This is a genomic window from Anaeromyxobacter sp. Red801, from assembly GCF_049201065.2.
In the GTDB taxonomy this organism is placed as follows: Bacteria; Myxococcota; Myxococcia; order Myxococcales; family Anaeromyxobacteraceae; genus Anaeromyxobacter.
Genome location: NZ_CM181236.1, coordinates 729430 through 751401 on the forward strand (window position 1 = coordinate 729430; position 21972 = coordinate 751401).

At 75.5% G+C, this 21972-nt stretch carries 20 protein-coding genes and 2 pseudogenes; 9 read left to right on the top strand and 13 right to left on the bottom strand.

Annotated elements, in window-relative coordinates; translation table 11 throughout:
- The first annotated feature begins 40 nt into the window (after positions 1-40).
- Positions 41-817, top strand: a complete 777-nt coding sequence (locus tag ACOQFB_RS03380; RefSeq protein WP_059437533.1) for a hypothetical protein — start codon at positions 41-43, stop codon at positions 815-817.
- 72 nt (positions 818-889) lie between these two features.
- A complete protein-coding gene (locus ACOQFB_RS03385; protein ID WP_059437532.1) occupies positions 890-1972 on the top strand; it encodes a methyl-accepting chemotaxis protein in 1083 nt (360 codons plus the stop codon).
- A 3-nt stretch (positions 1973-1975) separates the two neighbouring features.
- Here the strand turns inward: ACOQFB_RS03385 and ACOQFB_RS03390 are convergent, their stop codons facing one another.
- The 5 genes from ACOQFB_RS03390 to acs all read right to left on the bottom strand — a co-directional run bounded on the left by ACOQFB_RS03390 (position 1976) and on the right by acs (position 7174).
- Positions 1976-2431: a pyridoxamine 5'-phosphate oxidase family protein gene (locus ACOQFB_RS03390; RefSeq protein ID WP_011422449.1), complete on the bottom strand. Its 456-nt coding sequence runs from the start codon at positions 2429-2431 to the stop codon at positions 1976-1978.
- A gap of 72 nt (positions 2432-2503) precedes the next feature.
- Positions 2504-3145 (bottom strand): glutathione transferase, encoded by a 642-nt coding sequence (gene yfcF / locus ACOQFB_RS03395; RefSeq protein WP_421608639.1) that lies wholly within the window; start codon positions 3143-3145, stop codon positions 2504-2506.
- Between the two features lie 94 nt (positions 3146-3239).
- Positions 3240-3953: an FKBP-type peptidyl-prolyl cis-trans isomerase gene (locus ACOQFB_RS03400; protein ID WP_059437530.1), complete on the bottom strand. Its 714-nt coding sequence runs from the start codon at positions 3951-3953 to the stop codon at positions 3240-3242.
- Positions 3950-5188: an AI-2E family transporter gene (locus tag ACOQFB_RS03405; RefSeq protein WP_059437529.1), complete on the bottom strand. Its 1239-nt coding sequence runs from the start codon at positions 5186-5188 to the stop codon at positions 3950-3952. The genes ACOQFB_RS03400 and ACOQFB_RS03405 overlap by 4 nt, the downstream gene beginning before the upstream one ends.
- Positions 5189-5275: 87 nt before the next feature.
- A complete protein-coding gene (acs, locus tag ACOQFB_RS03410) occupies positions 5276-7174 on the bottom strand; it encodes an acetate--CoA ligase (protein ID WP_421608640.1) in 1899 nt (632 codons plus the stop codon).
- 344 nt (positions 7175-7518) lie between these two features.
- Here acs and ACOQFB_RS03415 point away from each other — a divergent pair, with 344 nt between their 5' ends.
- From ACOQFB_RS03415 to mpl, 4 genes and pseudogenes are all read left to right on the top strand, one after another.
- Positions 7519-8484 (top strand): S66 peptidase family protein, encoded by a 966-nt coding sequence (locus ACOQFB_RS03415; RefSeq protein ID WP_059437527.1) that lies wholly within the window; start codon positions 7519-7521, stop codon positions 8482-8484.
- 77 nt (positions 8485-8561) lie between these two features.
- A pseudogene (locus tag ACOQFB_RS03420) lies at positions 8562-8915 on the top strand (serine hydrolase domain-containing protein); the annotation flags it as partial.
- Positions 8916-9033: 118 nt separating this feature from the next.
- A complete protein-coding gene (locus ACOQFB_RS03425) occupies positions 9034-9663 on the top strand; it encodes a serine hydrolase (protein WP_494492571.1) in 630 nt (209 codons plus the stop codon).
- 63 nt (positions 9664-9726) lie between these two features.
- Positions 9727-11151 carry a UDP-N-acetylmuramate:L-alanyl-gamma-D-glutamyl-meso-diaminopimelate ligase gene (gene mpl, locus ACOQFB_RS03430; RefSeq protein ID WP_421608642.1) on the top strand — a complete coding sequence of 475 codons (1425 nt, stop codon included), beginning with the start codon at positions 9727-9729 and terminating at the stop codon, positions 11149-11151.
- Between the two features lie 127 nt (positions 11152-11278).
- Here mpl and ACOQFB_RS03435 read toward each other — a convergent pair whose 3' ends face one another.
- On the bottom strand, positions 11279-12313 hold the full coding sequence (locus ACOQFB_RS03435) for a cytochrome c3 family protein (protein WP_059439153.1): 1035 nt from the start codon (positions 12311-12313) through the stop codon (positions 11279-11281).
- On the bottom strand, positions 12313-13647 hold the full coding sequence (locus ACOQFB_RS03440; protein ID WP_059439154.1) for a hypothetical protein: 1335 nt from the start codon (positions 13645-13647) through the stop codon (positions 12313-12315). The genes ACOQFB_RS03435 and ACOQFB_RS03440 overlap by 1 nt, the downstream gene beginning before the upstream one ends.
- 257 nt (positions 13648-13904) lie before the next feature.
- On the opposite strand from ACOQFB_RS03440, the gene ACOQFB_RS03445 reads away from it, so the two are divergent.
- Positions 13905-14453, top strand: coding sequence for a TlpA disulfide reductase family protein (locus ACOQFB_RS03445; RefSeq protein WP_421608643.1), 549 nt, complete (start codon positions 13905-13907; stop codon positions 14451-14453).
- On the opposite strand, the gene ACOQFB_RS03450 is transcribed toward ACOQFB_RS03445, so the two are convergent.
- Together ACOQFB_RS03450 and ACOQFB_RS03455 are read right to left on the bottom strand one after the other, a co-directional pair.
- Positions 14422-16206, bottom strand: coding sequence for a histone deacetylase family protein (locus ACOQFB_RS03450; protein WP_059439156.1), 1785 nt, complete (start codon positions 16204-16206; stop codon positions 14422-14424). The two genes, ACOQFB_RS03445 and ACOQFB_RS03450, sit on opposite strands and share 32 nt — an antisense overlap.
- A 15-nt stretch (positions 16207-16221) precedes the next feature.
- Positions 16222-16521 (bottom strand): hypothetical protein, encoded by a 300-nt coding sequence (locus tag ACOQFB_RS03455; protein ID WP_421608644.1) that lies wholly within the window; start codon positions 16519-16521, stop codon positions 16222-16224.
- A 112-nt stretch (positions 16522-16633) separates the two neighbouring features.
- Here ACOQFB_RS03455 and ACOQFB_RS03460 point away from each other — a divergent pair, with 112 nt between their 5' ends.
- Positions 16634-17428 carry an inositol monophosphatase family protein gene (locus ACOQFB_RS03460; RefSeq protein ID WP_421608645.1) on the top strand — a complete coding sequence of 265 codons (795 nt, stop codon included), beginning with the start codon at positions 16634-16636 and terminating at the stop codon, positions 17426-17428.
- A gap of 10 nt (positions 17429-17438) precedes the next feature.
- Here ACOQFB_RS03460 and ACOQFB_RS03465 read toward each other — a convergent pair whose 3' ends face one another.
- From ACOQFB_RS03465 to ACOQFB_RS03475, 3 genes and pseudogenes are all read right to left on the bottom strand, one after another.
- The gene (locus tag ACOQFB_RS03465) at positions 17439-18389 is read right to left on the bottom strand and encodes a M23 family metallopeptidase (RefSeq protein ID WP_421608646.1); all 951 of its coding nucleotides are present in this window, start codon (positions 18387-18389) and stop codon (positions 17439-17441) included.
- A gap of 86 nt (positions 18390-18475) precedes the next feature.
- The gene (locus ACOQFB_RS03470; RefSeq protein WP_494492572.1) at positions 18476-18970 is read right to left on the bottom strand and encodes an ATP-binding cassette domain-containing protein; all 495 of its coding nucleotides are present in this window, start codon (positions 18968-18970) and stop codon (positions 18476-18478) included.
- Between the two features lie 478 nt (positions 18971-19448).
- Positions 19449-19916, bottom strand: a pseudogene (locus ACOQFB_RS03475) (ATP-binding cassette domain-containing protein); the annotation flags it as partial.
- A 70-nt stretch (positions 19917-19986) separates the two neighbouring features.
- On the opposite strand from ACOQFB_RS03475, the gene ACOQFB_RS03480 reads away from it, so the two are divergent.
- Positions 19987-20247, top strand: coding sequence for a hypothetical protein (locus ACOQFB_RS03480; protein ID WP_494492452.1), 261 nt, complete (start codon positions 19987-19989; stop codon positions 20245-20247).
- A gap of 49 nt (positions 20248-20296) precedes the next feature.
- On the opposite strand, the gene ACOQFB_RS03485 is transcribed toward ACOQFB_RS03480, so the two are convergent.
- The gene (locus tag ACOQFB_RS03485) at positions 20297-21943 is read right to left on the bottom strand and encodes a sensor histidine kinase (protein ID WP_421608648.1); all 1647 of its coding nucleotides are present in this window, start codon (positions 21941-21943) and stop codon (positions 20297-20299) included.
- Positions 21944-21972 lie beyond the last annotated feature (29 nt).

The following is a 21972-nucleotide window of genomic DNA, read 5'->3' on the forward strand; positions in this document are numbered from 1 at the left end:
TCCCGGCGTCCCGCGGCGGCGAGGTGGTGAGGTGGAGCGGATGGCGAGGAAGTTCCGGTACGACTGGTACGGTGCGCTGGCGGGCGTGGGCCTGCCCCTGGTCGGCACGGTGATCGAGGCCGCGACGCACCTGGGGAGCCTGGCGCCGGGGGCGCTGCTGCACGCGCACCTCGGCCAGCCGCTCCTGTGGATCATGGACACGACCCCGTTCGTGCTGGGCGGGCTCGGGCGGGTGATCGTCCGCCAGCACGAGGAGCTGGTCCGGCAGAGCGACGCGCTGGTGCGGCAGAGCCAGGAGATCGTGCGGCTGGAGCAGGCGCGCCGCGAGAGCTTCGAGCGGACCGCCTCGGAGCTGGCCCACGCTGCGCAGGCGCTGCTGGCCGACGTCCGCGACATCACGCGCACCACCACCGAGACGGCCGCCTCGGTCCGCGCCACCACCACCGCCATCAACCAGCTCTCGCAGACCGCGGCCGCGGCGTCGCTCACCGCCGACGGCGTCATCGGCCTGGCGCTGCGCGCCGAGCGCGCCGGCGAGGAGGGGCTGCGGCAGGCGGAGGCGCCGGACGCCGGGCTGCCCGCGCTCGCCGAGGAGGTGCGGGGGCTCTCCGCCACGCTGCGCGAGTCGGCGCGCGCCGCCCGGGAGATCGCGCGGGTGGCCCAGCAGCAGGAGGGGGGCATCGAGCTGGCGCTGAAGGCCATGAACCAGATCGCGCTCGCCACCGAGGAGACGGTCACCTCGACGCAGCACGTGGCGCGCGAGGCGCGCGAGCTGGAGGGGCTGGCCGCGTCGCTGCGGGCCGCCACCCGCGCCTAGCCTGGGCGCGGCGATCTGGCGGGCTCCCCCCGCCTGGTGCACAATCGCGCGAATCCGGGAGGGATTCCGCCGATGCGCACCCGTAGCCACGCCACCACGTATGCCCTGTGGGGCGCGCTGTTCGGCGTCCTGTTCCCCGTCGCCGGCACCGTGGTGGAGGCGGCCAGCCGGCCCGAGTACGGCCTGAGCGCGGCGGGCATGGTCCGCGCCATCGGCGGCACCCCGCTGCTCTGGATCATCTTCACCGCGCCCTTCTTCCTGGGCGTGCTCGCGAGCTTCGCCGGGCAGCGCCAGGACCAGCTCGTCGCGATCGAGTCGGTGCGCCGCGACGGCTTCCTGAAGACCGCGTCGGAGCTGTTCACCGCCGCGCAGTCCCTGCTCTCGACGGTCTCGTCCTTCTCGTCCATGACCGCCGAGACCGCCGCCTCGGTCCGCGAGACCACCGCCACCATGGGCCAGCTCGGCCAGACCGCGACGCGCGCGGCGCTGACCGCCGAGACGGTCATCGGCCTCGCGCGCCAGGGCGAGCGCGCCTCCTCCGACGGGCTGCAGGCGGTCGAGGCGGGCATCGGCGAGCTGGCGAAGCTGGCGGACGAGGTGCGCGGGCTCTCGCAGCGGATCGAGGCGCTGAACGGGCGGATGCGCGACGTGTTCGAGATCTCCTCGGTGGTCGGGTTCGTGGCCGAGCGCTCCCAGCGGCTCGCGGACCAGGCCGGGCAGGTGGCGCAGCGGGCCGGCGCGGGGGCGGACGGGTTCCGGGAGGTCGCCGCCGAGATGCGGCAGCACGCCGACGACGCGAAGCGCGCCTCCGGCCAGGTGCGCGCCATCCTGGCCGAGGTCCACAAGGCGATGCTGGCCGCCATGACCGCCGCCGAGGTGGGGATCCGGCGCGCCGAGCAGGGCGCGCAGGTGGCGAGCGGCACCGGCGACACGATCCGGCGCCTCGCCTCGGCGCTGCGCGACTCGTCGCAGGCCGCGCAGGAGATCGCGGCGGTGGCCCAGCAGCAGGACCACGGGATCGACCAGGTGCTGAAGGCGATGAACGAGATCTACCTGGCCACCCAGGAGACCATGAGCACCACGCACGCGGTGGCGACCGAGGCCAAGGCGCTCAACGACCTCGCCTCCGGGCTGAAGCGCGCCGTCGAGGCGTAGCCGCTACTTGCCGCGGGCGGGCGCGCGCTTGCGCGCCGGCGCGGTGAACAGCACCTGCAGGCGCCCGGTCGTCCCGTCGTGCCGCTCGACGTGCTCCGGGATCACGCGCAGCAGCGCCACCTCGCGCGGGTCCGGCCCGGCCGGGAACCAGCGGCTCCAGGACGGGTCCCACAGCTCGGTCATGAGCTTGCGGTCGCGGATCACCTCGCCGGCGCCCGACACCGTGACCGTGGTGCCGTCCTGCGCGTCGAAGAAGATGAGCGCGCAGCGCGGGTCGTGCTCCAGGTCGCGGCACTTGGTCGAGTCCGGCGCGGTCGCGAACCAGATCTCCTCGCCGCGCACCTCGTGGCGCATGGCCATGGGTCGGCAGCGCAGGTGCCCGTCCTCGCCGCGCGTGGCGAGCAGGGCGGTGCGGAAGCGGGCGAGCAGGCTGGCGGTGGCGCGGGGATCGTCGGACATGGAGGCCCTCCCGCCGTCCATGGTGCCACGGCGGGCGGGCGGCGGGGAGGGCGAAGCCGGGGCCGGGGCCCGCTACCGGTCGCGCCAGGCGGTCTGCTTCAGCCACTCGCGCACGGACGGGCGCCGGAACACCCGCTGCGCGTAGACGGCGAGCCGCTCCGGGCAGGGGTCGCCGTTGTGGACGAGCCGCTGCAGCAGCAGCGCGAGGTCCGCGTCCGCGATGGTGAACTCGCCGGCCACGTGCTCCGCGCCGGGCGGGAGGAAGCGGCCCGCCACGGCCACGAGCCGCTCGGCCGCGGCGCGGCCGGCGGGCGTGAACGGCTTCGCCACCGCGCCCTCGAACAGCGTCGCGGTGGAGCGCTCCACCCGCACCTCGAGCACGTCGCTGCGCGCGAACGCCTGCACCATGCGGACGCGGGCGCGCTGCCGCGGGTCGGCGGGGTAGAGCCGCGCGTGGGCGGGCGGGGGGAACACGTCCTCCAGGTACTCGTCGATGGCGGAGGACTCCGCCACCCAGAAGTCGCCGTGGCGCAGCGCCGGGACGCGCCCGGTGCAGGAGGGCTCGGCGTACTCGGGCCGGCGGTGCTGCCCCGCCTCGAGGTCGAGCGCCTCCACGCGGAACGGGAGCCCCTTCTCCTTCAGCGTGACGAAGGCGGAGAAGACGTAGGGGCTGGTCCAGCCCTTGTTGCCGTACAGGACGAGGTCGTCGGTCATGCCGCGCTCTCTATGCGCCGGCGGCCCCGGCCGCAAGCCCGCCTGCGCGGCCGCCGCCCGCCCGCGCGGGGACGGGCGGCGCGCCGCGCGGACGCTACTTCACGATGTCGAGCAGCTCGACGTCGAAGGTGAGGACCGCGTTGCCCGGGATGACGGGCGGGCGGCCCTGCTCGCCGTACGCGATCGCGGCGGGGCAGACGACCTTGGCCTTGCCGCCGACCTTCATCTTCTGCAGCGCCTCGGTCCAGCACTTGATGACGCCGTTCAGCGGGAACTCGGCCGGCTCGTTGCGCTTGCGCGAGGAGTCGAACACCGTCCCGTCCACCAGCTTGCCCTCGTAGTGCACCTTCACCTTGTCGGTGGCGGTCGGGGTGGCGCCGGTGCCCTGCTTCTCCGGGATCACGACCGCGCCGGACGCGGTCTTGATGGCGCCCTTCTCCTTCGCCATCTTGTCGAGGTAGCCGGCGCCCTTGGTCTTCTCGCGCTCGGCGGTGACGGCCATGCGCGAGCGCGCCAGCTCGTTCACCTGCTGCTGCGACTTCTCGTCGAGCTGGAACTTCGGCTTGCCGGCGGCGCCGTCGCGGATGCCCTGGAGCACCTTCTCGAGCTCGCCCGGCTGCAGCGCGAACACGTCCAGGCTCTTGGCCACCGCCAGGCCGACCGAGTACAGCGCGCGGTCGGTGTCGGCGGGCGCCTTGGCGGCGGGGGCGGCCGGCTTGGCGGCGGGCGCGGCGGGCTTCTTGTCCTCGGCGCGCGCCGAGGCGGCCAGCGCCAGGGCGGCGACGAGGGCGATGCGGAACGGCTTCATGTGGGGCTCCCTTTCTGGTCCGGCGTTGACGGGGCCGGTCCCGGCGCTGCGGAGAGGCTCTGGCCGATCGGGACGGCGGCGCGCTCGTCCAGCTCGACCTGCTTCCGGTGCAGGAAGCGGAAGACCGCGACCACCACGCTCGCCACCGGCACCGCCAGCAGCGCGCCCACGATCCCGAAGCTGCGCTCGCCCACCACCAGCGCCAGCACGATGAGCACCGGGTGGATCCGGGCGGCGTCGCCCATGATCTTCGGGTTGAGGACGTACGCCTCGAGCGCGTGGACCACCGTGATCCAGCCCAGCGCCAGCAGGGCCTTGGTGAGCCCGCCGCCGGTGAGCGCCAGGAGCACGATGGGGACGGAGGAGAGGATCGTGCCGAAGATGGGCACGACGTAGAGGACGAAGGCGAGGAAGCCGAGCGCGAACGCGAACGGCACCTTCAGCACCAGCAGGCCGATCAGCGTGAGGACGCCGTTCACCACCATGATGGTGAGCTGGCCGCGCACCACGCCGGAGAGCCCCGCGTCGATCCCGGCGCGCAGCCGGCGCAGGTCGGCGCGCCAGTGCGAGGGGACCACCGTCTCGAACCAGCGCAGGATGCGGGGCGCGTCCATCGAGATGAACGCGGTCAGCATGAACAGCAGCACCACGAAGAACAGCGTCTGGATGGTGCCGGCCAGGATGGCGCGCGAGAACGCCACCACGTCGCTGACCCGGCCGCGCAGCGCCAGCGTGAGGTCGTGCAGCGCGCTCGCCATCCCCGCGGCGAGGTCCACCGAGAACCGGCCGCCGGGGGTGTCGAGCCCGCCGGCCGAGGGCGTGACGTCGAGCGGGATCCCGTAGCGCTGCAGGAACGCGTCGATGGCGCGCGTCCACTCCTGCACCCGCTCCGGCGTGATCGAGGCGAGGAAGTCCCTCAGCTCGAGCAGCGCGCGGATCGCCTCGCGGTACACCGCGGGCAGGATGGAGACCGCGGCGATCCAGACGAGCGTGCCGAGCACGGCGTAGACGACCAGCACCGCGACGACGCGCGGCACCGCCCGCCCGGCCACCCGCTGGCGCGCGATCCCGGCGATGACCGGGTCGATGACGTAGGCGGCGAGCCCGGCCAGCGTGAAGGGCAGCAGCACCGGCCAGGCCAGCGCCACCACCCCCAGCATCATCACCCACAGCAGCGCGGTGAGCGCGTAGAGGCGCGTGCGCGGTCGCCTCCAGAGGGGCAGGTCGGTCTGCATCGGGCGGCGAGTATCGCCGAAAGCGCGGCGCCCCGCCCGTTCCCTTTTCGCGCCGGGAGCGGACGGGGCGGACGTGGGGGAGGGCGATCACTCCTCCAGCGTGGAGACGTCGCCCTCGGGGAGGCCCTGGGCGCGCGCCTTGAGCACGCGCCGCATGATCTTGCCGGAGCGCGTCTTGGGCAGCGAGTCCACGAACGTCACCTTCTCCGGCCGCACGATGGGCCCGAGGTGCTGCGCCACGTGCTGCTTCACCTCGTCCTCCAGCTCGGGGCTGGGCTTGAAGCCCTGGCGCAGCAGGCAGTAGCAGTGGATGGCCTGCCCCTTCACCTCGTGCGGCAGCCCGATGACCGCCGCCTCGGCGATGGCCGGGTGCGCGACGAGCGCGCTCTCGATCTCGGCGGTGCCGAGCCGGTAGCCGGACACCTTGATGACGTCGTCGGTGCGGCCGATGACCCAGTAGTAGCCGTCCGCGTCGCGCTTGGCGGCGTCGCCCGCCATGTAGCGGCCCGGGTACTTCTCCCAGTAGGTCTTCACGAACCGCTCGGCGTCCTTGTAGACGGTCATGGCCATCGCCGGCCAGGGCCGCTCCAGCACCAGGAACCCCTCCTCGCCGTCGGGGACCGGCTTGCCGGTGTCGTCGAGGATCGAGACCTGCTGGCCGAAGAACGGCTTCGCCGCCGAGCCCGGCTTCAGCGGGAGCGTCGGGACCGGCGTGATCATGAACATGCCGGTCTCGGTCTGCCACCACGTGTCCATCACCGGGCAGCGGCCCTTGCCGATGACGCGGTGGTACCACTTCCACGCCTCGGGGTTGATGGGCTCGCCCACCGAGCCGAGCAGCCGGAGCGTGGAGAGGTCGTGGCGGTTCGGCCACGACTCGCCGAAGCGCATCAGCCCGCGGATGGCGGTGGGCGCGGTGTAGAGGATGGTGATGCCGTACTTCTCCACCAGCGACCACCAGCGGTTCGGGTACGGGTAGGTCGGCGCGCCCTCGTACATGAACGTGGTCGCGCCCATGAGCAGCGGCCCGTACACGATGTAGCTGTGGCCGGTGACCCAGCCCGGATCCGCCGCGCACCAGTAGCGGTCCTCGTCCTTGATGTCGAAGACGTACTTGAGCGTGGAGTAGATGCCGACCTGGTAGCCGCCGTGCCCGTGGATGAGCCCCTTCGGCTTCCCGGTGGTGCCGGAGGTGTAGAGGATGTAGAGCGGGTCGGTGGCGTCCATCACCTCGGTCGGGCAGACGCCCGCGGCGAGGGGGAGCTTCATCAGCTCGTGGTACCAGTAGTCGCGGCCCGCCTCCATGCGGACCTCGTGCGCGGTGCGCTGCACCACGATGACCGTCTCCACCGTCGGGCAGCGGCGGACGGCGTCGTCCACCGTCTTCTTCAGCTCGACGATCTTCCCGTTCATGAACCCGCCGTCGGCGGTGATCACGACCTTCGACTCGGAGTCCTCGATGCGGCCCTGCAGCGCGTCCACCGAGAACCCGCCGTACACCACCGAGTGGATGGCGCCGATCTTCGCGGCCGCCAGCATGGCGATCACGATCTCGGGGATGCGGGGCATGTAGATGGTGACGCGGTCGCCCTTCTTCACGCCCATGGCCTTCAGGACGTTGGCGAACTTGGAGACGTCGCGGTTGAGCGCGAAGTACGAGTAGGTGCGGACCTCGCCCTTCTCGCCCACCCACACCAGCGAGAGCTTGTTCTTGCGCCAGGTGCGCTGGTGGCGGTCCAGGCAGTTGTGGACGATGTTGGTCTGCGCGCCCTTGAACCAGCGGTAGAACGGCTTCTCGGAGGCGTCGAGGACCTTGTCCCACTTGCGGTACCACTCGAGCTCCTCGGCCTCCGCGGCCCAGAAGCCCTCGAGGTTCTCGTCGGCGCGCTTCGCCAGCGCGGCCCAGTCCGGCACGCGCGCCTGCGAGACCACCTCGGCGGAGGGGTAGAAGACCTCACCTTCCAGCTGCGTCTTCTTCGAGCTCATCACGGGCTCCTTTTCGCCGGATCGGGCCGGACGTCGCGCGCCGGCTGGGGGCGGCCGGCGCGGCGTGGGGGCATCGGAGATCGAGTCGGACCATCGACATTAGCAGACGGACAGGCGAGCCCCGCGGGTTTTCGTCGCAGCCACGGCCGGCCGGCGGCGGCGGACAAGCGAAGAATCATGCGTCCAGGGCCCGCCGGCAGCGTGTCCCCCGGTGGGTCCCACGCCTCGCCCCGGGCCGCCCGCCCGCACGGAGGGTGACGTGGCGCCGCCGCGGGGCGAGCGCCTCCCGCCTTGGCGGGGACGCCGCCTCGACCCCCACCGGCCGCGCGGTTATCCTCCGCGCCGTGCGCCTCCCCCCGCTGCTGCGCCGCGGCGACCCCGTCCGCGTGATCGCGCCGTCGAGCCCCTTCGAGCCGGAGCAGCTCGCCCGCGGCCTGGCCGTGCTGCGCGACCGGCTCGGGCTCGAGCCGCGCATGCGCGCCGACCTGGGCGCGCGGGCGCGCTACCTCGCCGGCGACGACGCGCGGCGGCTGGAGGAGTGGCGCGAGGCGGTGGCGGACCCGGACGCGCGCGCCATCTTCTGCGCGCGCGGCGGGTTCGGCGCGAGCCGGCTGCTGCCCGACGTGGACCCGGCGCCGCTGCTCGAGCGCCCCAAGGTGCTGGTGGGCTTCTCCGACGTGTGCGCGCTCCACGCGGCGCTCAACCGCGCGGGCCTCGCCACCGTCCACGGTCCGGTGCTCACGCAGCTCGGCCGGGCGCCCGAGGCCGCGGTCGCCCAGCTGGAGGCCCTGCTCATGGGCGGGGCGCCGCGCCCGGATGCGTGGACGCCGCCCGCGGCGGGCGCCGGGCTGGCCGGGACCGCCACGGTCCGGCCGGGCCGCGCGGCCGGACCGCTGCTCGGCGGGTCGCTCACCCTGCTCGCGCACCTGTGCGGCACGCCGTTCATGCCACGGCTGGAGGGCGCGCTGCTGCTGCTCGAGGACGTGGGCGAGAAGCCCTACCGGCTCGATCGCTACCTGACCCAGCTCCGGCTGGCCGGCGCGCTGGACGGGGTGGCCGGGGTGGCGCTGGGCCAGTTCGCGGAGTGCGACGCCGCGGGGGTGCGCGGCGCCGAGGTGGTCCGCGAGCGGGTCTCGGGCCTGGGGGTGCCGGTGGCGGAGGGCTTCCCGGCCGGCCACGAGGACGCGAACTTCTCGGTCCCGCTCGGCGCGCGCGCGACGCTGGTGGCGCCCGGCCCGGGCGACGAGGGCGCGCCGCGGCTGCTGTTCGACGGCTGGTGGGCCCGCGAAGGCGAGGGCGCCGGCCGGTGAGCGCCGCGCTGCCGCCGGTGACGGCCGTGCTGGAGGCGGGCGCGCGGGAGCGCGTCGCGCCGGCGCTCTCGGCGGCGGTGCTCCGCGACGGGCGGCTCGTCCACGCGAGCTGGCACGGCGAGCTGTCCGGGCCCGCCCCGCGCGCGCTGCGGCGCGACGACCTGTTCGACGTGGCCTCGCTCACCAAGGTGATGGCGACCACCACGCTCGCGGCGCAGCTCGTGGAGGAGGGCGCGCTCGACCTCGACGCGCCGGTGGCCGATCGGCTCCCGGGCTTCGAGGCCGGCGGGAAGGCCGGGGTCACCGCGCGCCACCTGCTCGCGCACTCGAGCGGCCTGCCGCGCTGGAGGCCGTACTTCGAGCGCGCCGCCGCGGATCCGGAGGCGGGCGCCGCGTTCCTGCCCCCGGGGCGCCGTCCCCCGCCCGCCGCGCTGGCCGGCGCGTTCGCGCGCGGCCGCGCGCGGGTCCGCGAGGCGGTGCTGGCGGAGCCGCTCGAGGCCGCGCCCGGGGCGCGCGCGGTCTACTGCGACCCCGGCTTCATCGCTCGGGCTGCTCGTCGAGGCGCTCGGGGGCGCGCCGCTCGCGGTGCTCGCGGAGCGCCGGGTGTTCCGGCCGCTCGGGCTCGGCGCCACGTTCTTCCTCGACGGGCTCGACCCGGCCGCCGCCGCCGCCCGGGCCGCCGGCCGCGCCTTCGTCCCGACCGGCGCGTGCCCGCGGCGCGGCGAGGCGGCGCTGCAGGGCGAGGTGAACGACGACAACGCCTGGGCCATGGGCGGCGCCGCCGGCCACGCGGGCGTGTTCTCCACCGCGCCGGAGGTCGCGGCGCTCGGCCAGGCGTGGCTGGAGGCGCTGGAGGGCCGGCCCTCGGTGGTGCCGGCGCGCGCCGCCGCCGCCTTCGCCGAGCGGGATCCGACCCCCGGCAGCGAGCGCGCCCTGGGCTGGGACACTCCCAGCCGCGGCGCCTCGTCGCTGGGCGGCCGGCTGGGGCGAGGCCCGCGGGGCGCGCTCGGCCACCTCGGGTTCACCGGGACCTCGCTCTGGATCGACCGCGACGCCCGCCTGGTGTGCGCGCTGCTCACCAACCACGTCCACCCCGCCGGCGAGAGCGACCGGCCGCGGATCCGCGCCTTCCGGCAGCGCTTCCACGACGCGGTGGCGGAGGCGCTGGGGATCGGGTAGGCCCTGCATCTCGCCGCCGCGCCCGCGCCCGCGCGCGCCCGCCGGAGCGGCACCGGAGCGAACGTGATCGACTGGAAGAGCGTGAAGCGCATCCACCTCATCGGCGTGGCCGGCACGGGCATGGGCTCGTTCGCCGGCATGCTGAAGGCCGCCGGCTACCAGGTCACCGGCTCGGACGAGAACGTCTACCCGCCCATGTCCACCCAGCTCGAGCGCTGGGGCATCGAGGCGATGACGCCCTACGACGCCGCGAACCTCGGCCGCGCCCGGCCCGACCTGGTGGTGGTGGGCAACGTGGTGCGCTCGGTGAACCCGGAGGCGGCGGCGGTGCGCGAGCGGGGCCTGCCGCACGTCTCGTTCCCGGCGGCCCTGGGCGAGCTGTTCATCGGCCCGCGGCACGGCGTGGTGGTGGTGGGCACGCACGGCAAGACCACCACCTCCGCGATGATGGGCTTCGTGCTGCACCACGCCGGACGGGATCCGTCGTTCCTGGTGGGCGGCGTGACGCGCGACTTCGACTCGAACTTCCGCCTGGGGAGCGGCCCGCACTTCGTGGTCGAGGGCGACGAGTACGACACCGCCTACTTCGACAAGGGGCCGAAGTTCCTCCACTACCGGCCGCGCACCGCCATCTTCACGAGCTGCGAGCTGGACCACGCCGACATCTACCGCGACGAGGCGCACTACGAGTCGGCGTTCGAGCGGTTCGCCGACCTGCTCCCGCCGGACGGCTTCCTGGCCGCCTGCGCCGCGTACCAGAGCGTCCGGCGCATCTCCGCGCGGGCGCAGTGCCGCGTCGAGACCTACGGCGTGGACGTCCCCGGCGCCGACTGGGAGGCGCGCGGTTTGTCGCTCGGGCCGGACGGCGCGCGGTTCACGTTGCTGCGCCAGGGCGCGGCGCTCGCCGACGTCCACCTGCCGGTGGGCGGGGCGCACAACGTGGAGAACGCGCTGGGGGTCGCCGCCGCGGCCACCGCGCTCGGGCTCTCCCCCGCCGAGATCGCGGCCGGCCTGGGCGCGTTCCACGGCGTGCGGCGCCGGCAGGAGGTGCGCGGCACGGCGGGCGGGGTGACGGTGATCGACGACTTCGCGCACCACCCGCGCGCGGTGAGGAAGACGCTGGCGGCGGTGCGCGGGAGCTTCCCCGGCGCCCGCGTGCTGGCCGCGTTCGAGCCACGCTCCAACACCAGCCGGCGCAACCTGCACCAGGCCGACTACTCCGACCCGGCCACCTGGTCCGGCGCGGCCGAGGTGTTCGTCCTGCGCCCGGCCCCGACCGACCGCGTGCCCGAGGCCGAGCGCCTGGACGTGGACGCGGTGGTGCGCGCGCTCGCGGCGCACGGGCTGCCCGCGCGCGTGTTCGACGCGGTGGATCCCATGGTCGAGGCCATGGGGGCCGGCGCGCGCCCCGGCGACGTGGCGGTGGCCATGTCGAACGGCGCCTTCGGCGGCATCTGGGGCAAGCTGCTCGCGCGGCTGGGGCGCTGAGCGGCGCGCCGGGCACGCTCGCGGTTCGACAGGCTCACCGCGAGCGGGTTTCGGGGCGCCCTCTGCAAAGGAAACGGCCCGGCCGCTCGCGCGACCGGGCCGTTCGTGTCTCGTCCTGCGCCGCCGGCTACGCGCCGTGGTGGCAGGCCGCGCACATCGCGTTCGACCGGCGATCGCCGGCGTCGTGCTTGCGCGCGAACGACTTCGGGTGCGGGCTCTTCGCCGCGAGGCCGCCGACCTGGTGGCAGGCGACGCACACCGCCGAGGCGCCGTTGTCGTGGCAGCCGGCGCAGGAGGTGATGTCGCGCCGGGCCGCGTCGCCGTGGAAGTGGCCGCTGGCCTTGTCGTTGGCCCAGCCGGCCGGGTGCACCGGGAACGGCGTGAGCGACTTCATGGTCAGGTTCTGCTGCGTGTGGCAGGAGTCGCAGAACGGGCTGCCGTGGCAGCGGCGGCAGCTCGACGGGTTCGCGCCCGCCTCGATCATGTGGCGCGAGACGTAGTCGCCGCGGTGGATGAAGTCGCGCTTCACCTCCTCCGGGAAGATCGAGGAGGGGAGGGCCGGCGTGGTCTGCGACGCGTGGCAGGTGGCGCAGTAGGTCTGGTCGTGGCAGGCCGCGCAGCTCTGCGCGCTGGTCCGCGAGTAGTTGCCGTGCGTCCGGAGCCAGTCGCCCGTGTGCGCGAACGCCGACTCGGGCACGAAGCCCTTCAGGTCGGTGTGGCAGGGCGTGCACTTCGCCTGCGCGAAGTCCATCTGGTGGTTGTGGCAGGAGGTGCAGGCGGCCATGGGCGGCGCCTTGATCTCCTTGTCGCCGGGCTCGGGGAGCGCCTGGTGGCAGGTCTTGCAGTCCTTCACCTTCGCCAGGTGATCCTGGTGCGAGAAGGTGAACCGGACCTCCTTCACCCGCTCGGGCACCTTCACCTGGCCGCGCGCGTCGTCGTGGCAGTCCGAGCAGCTCACGCTCACGTGGCGCTTGGGCTCGAGGCGGGTGGCCTTGTCGATGCCGGAGTGGCAGTCGAGGCAGGCCACGTCGGCCATGATGTGCGCCTCGTGCGTGAACTCGACGGCCGGCTGCTCCGCCGCCGCCGCGGTCACCGTCTTGCTGCTCTTCGCGCCGCAGGCCGCCAGCAGCGCGGCCGCGATCACCGGGACGATCCGGTTCATCACCGCACCTCCCGCACCGTGTAGGTCTGGTTGTAGACGAGCTTCGCCATGACGTCGTAGGTCTGTTCCATGAACGGGGTGACGCCGGCGCGCCCCGCCAGCACCGCGCTGAAGCCGCGGGCCAGCTCGATGCCGCCGCTGAGGGAGCCGGTGACGGCGAAGGACTCGCCGTTCACGTCCTCCTTGAAGAAGTAGCTCATCACGTCGGCCGCGGCGAACACCTTGCCGAAGCCCTGCTTGCCGTAGAGCCGCCCGGCCCAGTAGCCGTTCTCGAGCGCGTCGAGGTAGGTGATCTCGCCGCCCGCCTCGGTGGCGCCGCGGGTCCAGTCGGCGCGCACCACCAGGTCCTGGCCGAGGTAGCTGTTGTCCTCGGCGGTCTCGCCCGGCTCCACCGACAGGTGGTAGTCGCCGCCCACCGAGAAGCCGTGCCCGACCTCGTAGTCCAGGCCCACGCCGTACTCCTTGCGCGTGGAGGCGGAGAACACCGACAGGATCGAGTTCCGGGCCAGGAGCAGGTCCGGCGCCAGGAACCGCCAGTCGGCGGTGACCTCCAGCCGGTGCACCGGCTTCCAGCGCGCCGCCACGCTCGCCTCGCTGAAGCGCTCGTCGTACACGCTGAACGCGCCGAAGCCGGTGAAGGACACGGTCTGGAGCGGCTGCAGGCGGAAGTCCGCGCCCACCTCCTGGCGGACCGGGTCGCCCGCGTCCTCGACCACGTTCGCCGACGCGCCCACGTCCAGGCCGCGCCCGGCGTGGCCGGGGATCGCCAGCGACCAGCCCACCCGGCCGCCGTAGGCGAAGTCGCCGCCGGCCGGGTTCCAGCTCTTCAGGCCGGTGCGGGACGCGAACCGCTGCGCCACCGGCGAGCCGACGTAGCCGGACAGCCGGAAGCCGCCGGGCAGCACCAGGATGGCCTCGCCGCCGTCGATCTGGATCATGCGCGCGACGCCGCTCATGACGTGCTCGCGGCCCAGCCGCAGCGTGAGGCGCCGGTCGAGGAACCTCGCCTGCACCTGGGCGCTCATCAGGTCGCCGGTGAGGGACTCGCTGGTGCCGTTGTCCCAGCGGAGGCTGTCGAAGTCGTAGGAGCCCCAGCCCGAGAGCTGGAGCTGCAGGTCGTCGGCGATCGAGGTGCGGATGTCCCGCGCCGTGATGCTGACGATCTCGTAGGCGGGCACCACGGTGACGAGGTCGGGCTCCTGGCCCAGGCGGCGGTCGCGGGCCTGCTGGCCGGCGGAGACGAGGGTGGTCGAGGTGACCTCGACCGTGTCGGCGCCGGCGCCGGAGGCGGCGAGCAGCGCCACGGCGGCGACGATGTGTCTCGGAGTGCGCATCAGGATCTCACTCGACGGCGGGTCATGATTCACCCGGCGGCGCGGTGTCCGCCGCCCGGGTCGGCGCGGAAGATCGCACAGGCAGGCGTGCGCAATCTTGCGCTAGATCACGCGTAAGCGGGAGGCACGCTCCCACCTGGGATCCGGGCCCGGGGCGGGCGGTCACCTTGCGTGAACCGCCGCGGAGCGCAAGGACGCGTTCACGGCCCGCGCGGCGGTTGCGGGCGGGCCGCCGGGGTCGCGCTTACAATCGGGGGATGCGCCGCCCCCCGCTCGCAGCCGCCCTGCTCGCGCTCGCCGCCGCGTGCGCCGCCCCGCGCCCGCAGCAGCGCCCGATCCCGCGCCCGCCGCCGGGGCCGTCGCGCCTGGTCGGCGCGGAGATCTCGTTCTCGGCCCCGGATCTCGCCGGCCGGGAGGTCCAGGTGGGCGGCGCCGCCGGGCGCGGGCTGGTCCAGGTGGTGGACTTCTGGGCGAGCTGGTGCGAGCCCTGCAAGGAACAGTTGCCGCACCTCGACCGGCTGGCGCGGGACCACCGCGGCGAGGGGCTGCGGGTCACCGGCGTGGCGTTCGACGAGGACCGGGCCGCGGTGGAGGCGTTCCTGGCGCCCGCCCCGGTCGCGTTCCAGATCCTCTGGGATCCGGGCGGGACCGCCCTCGGCGAGCGGCTCGACGTCCAGCGGCTGCCCACGACGCTCGTGATCGACCGGCGCGGGGTGGTGCGCCACGTGCATCGCGGCTACGACCGCGCCGAGGGCGAGAAGCTGGAGGACGAGGTCAGGCAGCTCCTGGCGGAGCCGGCGCCTTGACCGCCGCCCGGGGCGCCTCGGGCAGCAGCGTGAACCGCACCCGCTCGCGCTCGCGCTCCACCTCCCCGGGCTCGGACGGCGACTCGCGCAGCCAGTACGCCATCTCGTCCGCCTCCCACGCGTAGGGCCGCCCGTCGAGGAGCACGCGCCCGTCGGAGACCGCGCGCGTCGCCTCGAGCAGCGGCACCGCCGCGAGGTCCCGGACCAGGGCCTCGAAGCGTCCCTGCCGCTCCGGGTCGATGAACGCGAACGCGTGCCGGGCGGCGTAGGCGGTGTGGAAGTGCGCCGGCCGGAAGGCGACCCCGCCCAGCCCGAGGCGGATGGCCATGCGCGCCAGCATCGACCCGGCCTCGCGCGCCAGCCCGAGCCCCGGCACCTCCTGGCCGGGCAGCCGCGGCCGCCGGTCGCTGAACTGCGCCCGCGGGTTGCGCAGCGAGAGCCAGTGGACGAACAGCACCTCGACCCCGAGCACGTGCCGCCGCTCCAGGATCAGCTCGACGAGCAGGTGCTCCTGCCCCTCCGCCTCGCCGTGGAGCCGCACCCGCTCGCCCAGGCCGGCGGAGTCGAACCCGACCCGGAACTGCCGGTAGCCCATCCGCTCGAGCTGCTCCAGCACGCCGTAGCGGAACAGCGCGTGCTCGATGCCGGAGGCGGTGTAGAAGCCGAGCAGCAGCCGCTGGCGGCGCGGCCGCATGCCGAGGGCCTCCTCGAGGTCCTCGGCGGTGATGTCGCCGGTGTCGCCCAGGTCGCCGGGCAGGATCCGCTGCGAGACCAGCTCGAAGCGGGCGGAGAGCGGGTCGTACTCGTCCGGGATGGGCGCGAGCGAGCCCGCTGCGACGGCCATGCCGGTGCCGGCCAGCGCGCGCCAGGAGCGCCGCGAGTAGCCGCCCGCCGCCAGCCACACGCTGGGCACGAAGTCCAGCTCGGCGGCGACGAGCAGGTCGCGCTCGCGCACGCCGTCGAGGGAGAGCCCGAGCTGGCCGAAGCGATCGCCGGCCAGCACGTCGCCGCCCGCCAGCACGAACGCGAGCTGCGGCCGGGGCATCCGCGAGAGCAGCGCGCCGAGCGCCTCGATGTAGGCGGCGTCGCCGCTGCCGGGCGGCAGCACCGTCTCGTCCACGCCCTCGAGCGGCCCCCAGTCCGACCCGGAGATGGAGCCGATCCAGTGATCGGGATCCTGCGCCAGGCAGGCGGCGATGCCGTCGGGCGGGTGCGCGTCGAGGTCGAGCACCGCCACGCGGCCCGTGAACCCCTCGGCGCGGAGCGCGGCGACCGCGACGGCGACGTCGTTGAGCGGGCAGAAGCCGCCGGCCGCGCCGGGGAACGCGTGGTGGAAGCCGCCCAGCAGGTTGAGCGCCGGGGCGCGGGTGCGGAGCGTCTCGCGCGCCGCGCCCAGCGTGCCGCCGCAGGCCAGCCGGACCGTGGTCATCACCTCGTCCACCGGGACGTCGGACGGGTCCACCGCGAACACCCGCGCCAGCGTCTCGGCGTGGCCCAGCGACTCGAGCAGCTCCGCGCCGTGGACGCGCGCCAGGTCCTCGAACGAGATCCGCCGCGGCGCGCGCCGCCGGGGGCGCGGCACGGCGCCGCACTCGGCCAGCCACCAGGCCACGAAGTCGGCGCGGCGCGGCTCCACACCGGCGCCGGACTCCAGGCCGGAGAGCGGCAGCCGGTAGCGCGGGTCGTACCAGAGCGTCACGTCCCGGCGGTAGAACCAGGAGCGGAGCCGGTACAGGAGGGCGCGCGGGCGCATTGCGCGGCGCCGGGGTCACCCGCGCGGCGGCGGCGCGAACGGCGGCTCGCCGCTGGCCGGCGGGGGCACGCGGGGGGCGCCCTTCTTGCGGCCGGACCAGGCGGACATCATCCAGCCCACGATGGTCTCGAACGCGAGCCAGCCGATCGCGATCCAGACGGCGCCGCTCATCCGGCTCAGGCTGGCGGAGCAGTGGCGGTACTGCACCTCGATCGGATCGGCGACGTAGGTGGACCAGGGCATCGCCCAGGCGACCACGTACACCACCAGGCCGAGGAGGAAGATCGTCCGGAGCACGGCGAGCGCCTTGAGCATCCGGTCATTCTACCAAGCGAGCGGGCCGGGCGCTCCGTCCGAGCGCGCGCGCCGCCGCTGCGGGGCGGGGCGGGGCGGGCTATCCTCCGCGGGCGGAAAGGAGCCGGGGCGGATGAGCGAGGCGACGGAGCTGCGGGAGGGCTGCGCCGAGGCGGCGCGGCGCGGCGGGGCGGTGCTGCGGGAGCGGTGGGGCCAGGCGCGCTCGGTGGAGCTGAAGGGCGAGATCGACCTCGTCACCGACGCGGACCGGGCGAGCGAGGCGGCGGTGCTGGGCTTCCTGCGCGGCCGCTTCCCCGGGGCCGGGATCCTGGCGGAGGAGTCGGGCGCGAGCGGCGGCGGGGGCGGCGAGGCCGGGCTCCGCTTCGTGGTGGACCCGCTCGACGGCACGACCAACTACGCGCACGGGCTGCCGCAGTTCGCGGTGAACGTGGCCGCGCTCGACGGCGCCGGGATCGCCGCCGGCGCGACCTACGACCCGCTGCGCGACGAGCTGTTCACCGCGGCCCGCGGCGGCGGGGCGCACCTGAACGGCGCGCCGCTGCGGGCGTCCGCGCGGGGCGAGCTGGTGCAGGCGCTGCTCGTCACCGGCTTCCCGTACGACGTGCACCAGCGCCACGAGCGGCCGCTCAGGCTGTTCGGCGCGTTCGTGCGGCGCGCCCGGGGCGTGCGCCGGCTCGGGAGCGCGGCGCTCGACCTCGCCTACGTGGCGGCGGGGCGCTTCGACGGCTTCTGGGAGGAGCGGCTCAAGCCGTGGGACGTGGCGCCGGGGATCCTGATCGCGCGCGAGGCCGGGGCCCTCGTCACCGACCTGGAGGGCGGCGACCGGATGCTGGAGACCGGCGACATCCTGGCCGCGGCGCCGGCGCTGCACGCGCCCATGCTGGAGGTCATCCGGCGCGAGGGATAGGCGCGCGCGCTCAGCGCTCGGTGCCGGGCAGCGCGGGTGCCCCGGCGGCGGCGGGCGCGACCGGCGGCGCCGGGACGGCGGGCGCGGCGACGGCGGCCGGCGCGGCCACCGCCCGGGACGGCGCCGGCACGCGATCCGGCGCGACGCCGCGCGCGAAGTCGATGGCGACGAGCGACTCCGGATCGACGAGCAGCCCGTCCACCCGCACGCTCCAGTGCAGGTGCGGCCCGGTGGAGCGGCCGGTCGAGCCGAGCCGCCCGATGCGCTCCCCGCGGCGGACCACCTGGCCGGCGCGGACGTCCACCCGGTCGAGGTGGAAGTAGAGCGTGTAGATGCCCGCCCCGTGCCACAGCACCACGCTCCGGCCGGACAGGTAGGCGTCGCGCACCAGCACCACCCGCCCCGCGTTCGCGGCCGCGACCGGCGCGCCGCGCGGGCCGGTCAGGTCGAGCCCGTAGTGCACGCTCGCCTTCTCGCCGTTCAGCACCCGCTGGTCGCCGTAGCGGCCCGAGGTGGGCGCGCGCCGGGGCAGCGCGAACGGGCGCGAGAACGCGGGCGGCTCGAACGGGCGCGCGTAGGCCTCGGCGAACGCCTTGCGGTCGGCGGCGATGCGCGCCCTCACCTCCTCGGGCGGCTCCACGTACTTCGGCGCCAGGGTGAGCGCGCGCGAGGAGAACCCGGGCTCGACGATCCGCAGGACGCCGCGGAGCGCGGCGCCGGCGGCCTCTGCCTCGGCGGGGAGGTCGCCGGGCGGCGTCTCGATGGGGAGCGCCGCCAGCGCCCGCCACTCCGCGCCGGCGCGCCAGAACGTGAGCGGACGCCCGCCGAGCGTCCCGCGCGGCGCCTCCGGGCCGGCGCCCGCCACGCGCACGAGCACCGCGTCGCCAGGGCGGGCCGCCTCGGGCGCGAGGGTCAGGGACGGGGCGGCGGCGAGCAGGGCGAGGAGCGGGGCGAGCGGCACGCGACGGTGATACCCCCGGGCGGCCCGCGACGCCACCGCCCGGCCGGCGCGCCGTGCGCCCGCCCGCATCGGGCCGGCGGTGCCCGTCAGGCGCCGTCGACGGCGAGCCGGCCCGCCTCGAGCCGCGCGCGCCCGTCCACCGCGCCGGGCAGCTCGTCGGCGTGGTGGGAGACGGCCACGATGGCGGTGCCGGCCGCGCCCAGCTCGTCGAGCACCCGGAGCACCCAGGCGCGCGCGGCGGGGTCGAGCCCGGCGAGGGGCTCGTCGAGCAGCAGCGCCCGCGGCGCCGGCGCGAGCGCGCGGGCGATGAGCACCTTGCGGAGCTCGCCGTAGGAGAGCGACAGCACGTGCCGCTCGAGGAGCGGCGTCACCCCGAGCCGCTCCGCCGCGGCGGCGGCCAGCGCCCGCTCGCGCGCGGTGGGCTCCACCGCGAGCCCGACCGTCCCGGCGAACCCGGAGAGCACGACGTCTGCAGCGCGCGCGTCGAAGCGGTGGCGCGCCTGCAGCTCCGGCGAGACCAGGCCCACGCGGCCGCGCAGGTCCTCGGCGGACGCGCGCGGCCCGAGCCCGAGCCGGTCCACCGCGCCGCGCGCCGGCTGCTCCTCGCCCGCGAGCAGGCGGAGCAGGGTGGACTTCCCGCGCGCCGTTCGGGCCGGTGACCGACCAGCGCTCGCCGGCGCGGACCGTCCAGTCGACGCCGTCGAGCACCGCGCGCCCGTCCACGAGCACGGTGGCGCCGCGGAGCTGGAAGAGCGCGGCGCGCGGGCCGGCGCCGCGCCGCGGCGCGCGGGACGGCGGCGCGGCCTCACCCGCGCCCGCCAGCGCGGCGGCCCGGTCGCCCTCCCACGCGATCCGCCCGCCCTCCAGCCGGACGACGCGGCCGAGCTCGGGCACGAGCTCCTCGGGCCGGTGCGTGGCCATCACCACCGCGACGCCGCCGCGCGCGATCGCCGACACGGTCTCGAGCAGCCCGGCCCGGGCCGGCGCGTCGAGCCCGTCGCAGGCCTCGTCCAGGAACAGCGCCTCCGGCCGCGGCGCGAGCGCCCGCGCCAGCAGCACCCGCCGCCCCTCGCCGCGCGACAGCTCCAGCACCGAGCGCCCCAGCAGCCCCTCCACGCCGAGCGCGCGGGCCACCTCGCGGACCCGCCGCGACTGCTCCGGCGTCGCCGCCTCCGAGGGCCACAGCGCGTCGAAGAAGCCGGAGCGGATCACCGCCTCGACCGGCAGGTCCCAGTCGTTGCGCAGGTACGCGTCCTGGGCCTCGGGCGCGACCCGCGCGAACCGCTCGCGCGCGCCGATGGGGCTCTCGAAGGCCCCGTCCGGCCCGTGGAAGAGGCGGCGCCCGCCGCGCGGATCCGGCCAGAGCTCCCCGCGCAGGAGCCGCAGGAGCGTGGACTTCCCCGCGCCGTTCCCGCCCAGCACCGCCAGCCCCTCGCCCGCGTGGAGCGCGAGGGTGACGTCGGCGAGGACGGGGACGCCGCCCAGGCGGACGTCCACCCGGTCGAGCGTGACGAGCGGCCGGCGCATCCCGGGATGCTAATGCGGACATGCCCGCCAGGGGGTGAAATGCGCCGGCCGGACGCCTGTTCTGGATCACGTGCGGGATCGCTCCCAGGCTCCGGTGGTGATCGTGCGCCGCGGCGCCAGCCCGCGCCGGCTCGCGGCGGTCCTGCGCTGGGTGCGCGCGCTGCTGCCGGCCGCGGTGCTGGTGGTGGATCCCGGCGCCGGGCCGCTCCCGGGCCGCGAGGCGCAGTGGGACGGCGACGACGAGGTGATCGTGATCGACGCGGACGACATCGCCTCCGGCCCGCTCTCGCTCGCCGCCGCGCTGCTGCGCGGCGCGCAGCGGAACGGGTGAGCCGGCGGCCCGCCGCCGCGGCGACGGGAGGGGATGGGTTCACGTGCTCTCAGCCCTGCGCGCGCGCCGGCGCGGCGGCCGGGTCGGCCGGGACCGGCGGCACCGGCGGGTCCGCCGGCCGCTCCGCCGGGATCGCCGGCAGCCGGAGGGTGAAGGTGGTGCCCTGGCCCTCGGTGCTGTCCACCGCGATGGTCCCGCCGTGGCGCTGCACGATGCCGTACACCACCGAGAGCCCGAGGCCGGTGCCCTTCTCCTTGGTGGTGAAGAACGGGTCGAAGATGTGGCTCACCCGCTCCGGCGGCATGCCCGGCCCGTCGTCCGCGAAGGCGATCTCCACCGCGCCCTCGGGCGCGCGCGCGCTGACCCGGAGCCGCCCGCCCTTCGCGCCCATCGCCTCGCAGGCGTTCATCGCCACGTTCACGAACGCCTGGCGGAGCTGCCCGAAGTCGGCGAGCACCTGCGGGAGCGGCGGCAGGTCGCGCTGCAGCTTCACGCCCTGGATGGCGATCTGGTTCGCGATGAGCGACAGCGCCTCCTCCACCGCCGCGCCCGGGTCCACCGGCTTCTTCGCCATGGGCCGCTCGCGCGCGAAGTCGAGCAGGTTGCGGACGATGGCGCTGCAGCGCTGCGCCTCGCGCTCCACCAGCGCCAGGTTGCGCTGCAGCACCGCGCGCCGCGCGTCGTCGGGCGGGCCCTCGGCCAGCGTGCGCGACACCAGCTTCGCGAAGGTGAGGATGCCGGCGAGCGGGTTGTTGATCTCGTGGGCGATGGAGGCCGAGAGCTTGCCCAGGGAGGAGAGCTTCTCGGTGCGCACGAGCTGCTCCTGCGCGTTGCGCAGGTCGGCCGTGCGCGCCTCCACCTGCTGCTCCAGGCCCGCGAGCAGCCCGTTCAGCTCGTCCTCCAGCCGCCGGAGCGAGCAGGTCATGTCGTTGAACGACGCGGCCAGGTTGCCGAGCTCGCCGCGCGAGCGCACCCGCACCTCCACGTCGAGCTGGTCCTTCGCCACGCGCCGCGTGCCCTCGACCAGGGCGGCCACCGGCCCGAGCACCTCGGAGCGGAGGAACAGGTACATGAGCGCCGAGGTCGCGATGATCGCGACCACGAGCAGGGTCACGAAGCCGCGCCGGAACGCCGCCACGCCGGAGAGGATCGGCTCCATGGCCACGTCGGTCTCGAGCAGCCCCAGCACCTGCCGGCCGGGCGGGTGGACGTGGCACTCCGCCGTGGCGCAGGTCCGGTCGTTGTAGATCGGGGTGGTGACCACCAGCCGGCGCCCGGAGGGGCCGCTCTCCTCGCGCCAGCGCTGGTCCGCGGGGACGCGCGAGAGCGGCAGCTCGTGCCCGGCGTGGCAGGGGGAGCAGGAGCGGTGGCCCTTGTCGCGGGTCTGCCCCACCTCCTCCGGCACGCTGGAGAACCGGACCGCGCCGCGGGGGCCGAGGACGCGCATGCGGTCCACGCCCTCCAGCGCGGCGAGCCGGCCGATGGTCCGGAAGTCGTGGCGGTCGGTGGCCGCGAGCAGCGCGGGCTGGCCGACCGTCGTCACCGCCTCGCCGAGCAGCGCGGTCGAGCGGACGACCTGGTCCTGTAGGTGCCGCTCGAAGCGGCGCTCCGCGAGCACCACCGCCGCGAGCGCGAGCAGGGCGAGCAGCACGACCGCGGCCAGCAGCTTGGTGGAGAGCCGGCGCCAGAACGGCACTGCGCGGCCGGACGCACGCCCCGCCGGGA

Coding starts and splice junctions, on each gene's coding strand:
- ACOQFB_RS03380 (WP_059437533.1), top strand. CDS start 41: ATGGCGAGGAAGTTCCGGTACGACTGGTACGGTGCGCTGGCGGGCGTG.
- ACOQFB_RS03385 (WP_059437532.1), top strand. CDS start 890: ATGCGCACCCGTAGCCACGCCACCACGTATGCCCTGTGGGGCGCGCTG.
- ACOQFB_RS03390 (WP_011422449.1), bottom strand. CDS start 2,431: ATGTCCGACGATCCCCGCGCCACCGCCAGCCTGCTCGCCCGCTTCCGC.
- yfcF (WP_421608639.1), bottom strand. CDS start 3,145: ATGACCGACGACCTCGTCCTGTACGGCAACAAGGGCTGGACCAGCCCC.
- ACOQFB_RS03400 (WP_059437530.1), bottom strand. CDS start 3,953: ATGAAGCCGTTCCGCATCGCCCTCGTCGCCGCCCTGGCGCTGGCCGCC.
- ACOQFB_RS03405 (WP_059437529.1), bottom strand. CDS start 5,188: ATGCAGACCGACCTGCCCCTCTGGAGGCGACCGCGCACGCGCCTCTAC.
- acs (WP_421608640.1), bottom strand. CDS start 7,174: ATGAGCTCGAAGAAGACGCAGCTGGAAGGTGAGGTCTTCTACCCCTCC.
- ACOQFB_RS03435 (WP_059439153.1), bottom strand. CDS start 12,313: ATGAACCGGATCGTCCCGGTGATCGCGGCCGCGCTGCTGGCGGCCTGC.
- ACOQFB_RS03440 (WP_059439154.1), bottom strand. CDS start 13,647: ATGCGCACTCCGAGACACATCGTCGCCGCCGTGGCGCTGCTCGCCGCC.
- ACOQFB_RS03445 (WP_421608643.1), top strand. CDS start 13,905: ATGCGCCGCCCCCCGCTCGCAGCCGCCCTGCTCGCGCTCGCCGCCGCG.
- ACOQFB_RS03450 (WP_059439156.1), bottom strand. CDS start 16,206: ATGCGCCCGCGCGCCCTCCTGTACCGGCTCCGCTCCTGGTTCTACCGC.
- ACOQFB_RS03455 (WP_421608644.1), bottom strand. CDS start 16,521: ATGCTCAAGGCGCTCGCCGTGCTCCGGACGATCTTCCTCCTCGGCCTG.
- ACOQFB_RS03460 (WP_421608645.1), top strand. CDS start 16,634: ATGAGCGAGGCGACGGAGCTGCGGGAGGGCTGCGCCGAGGCGGCGCGG.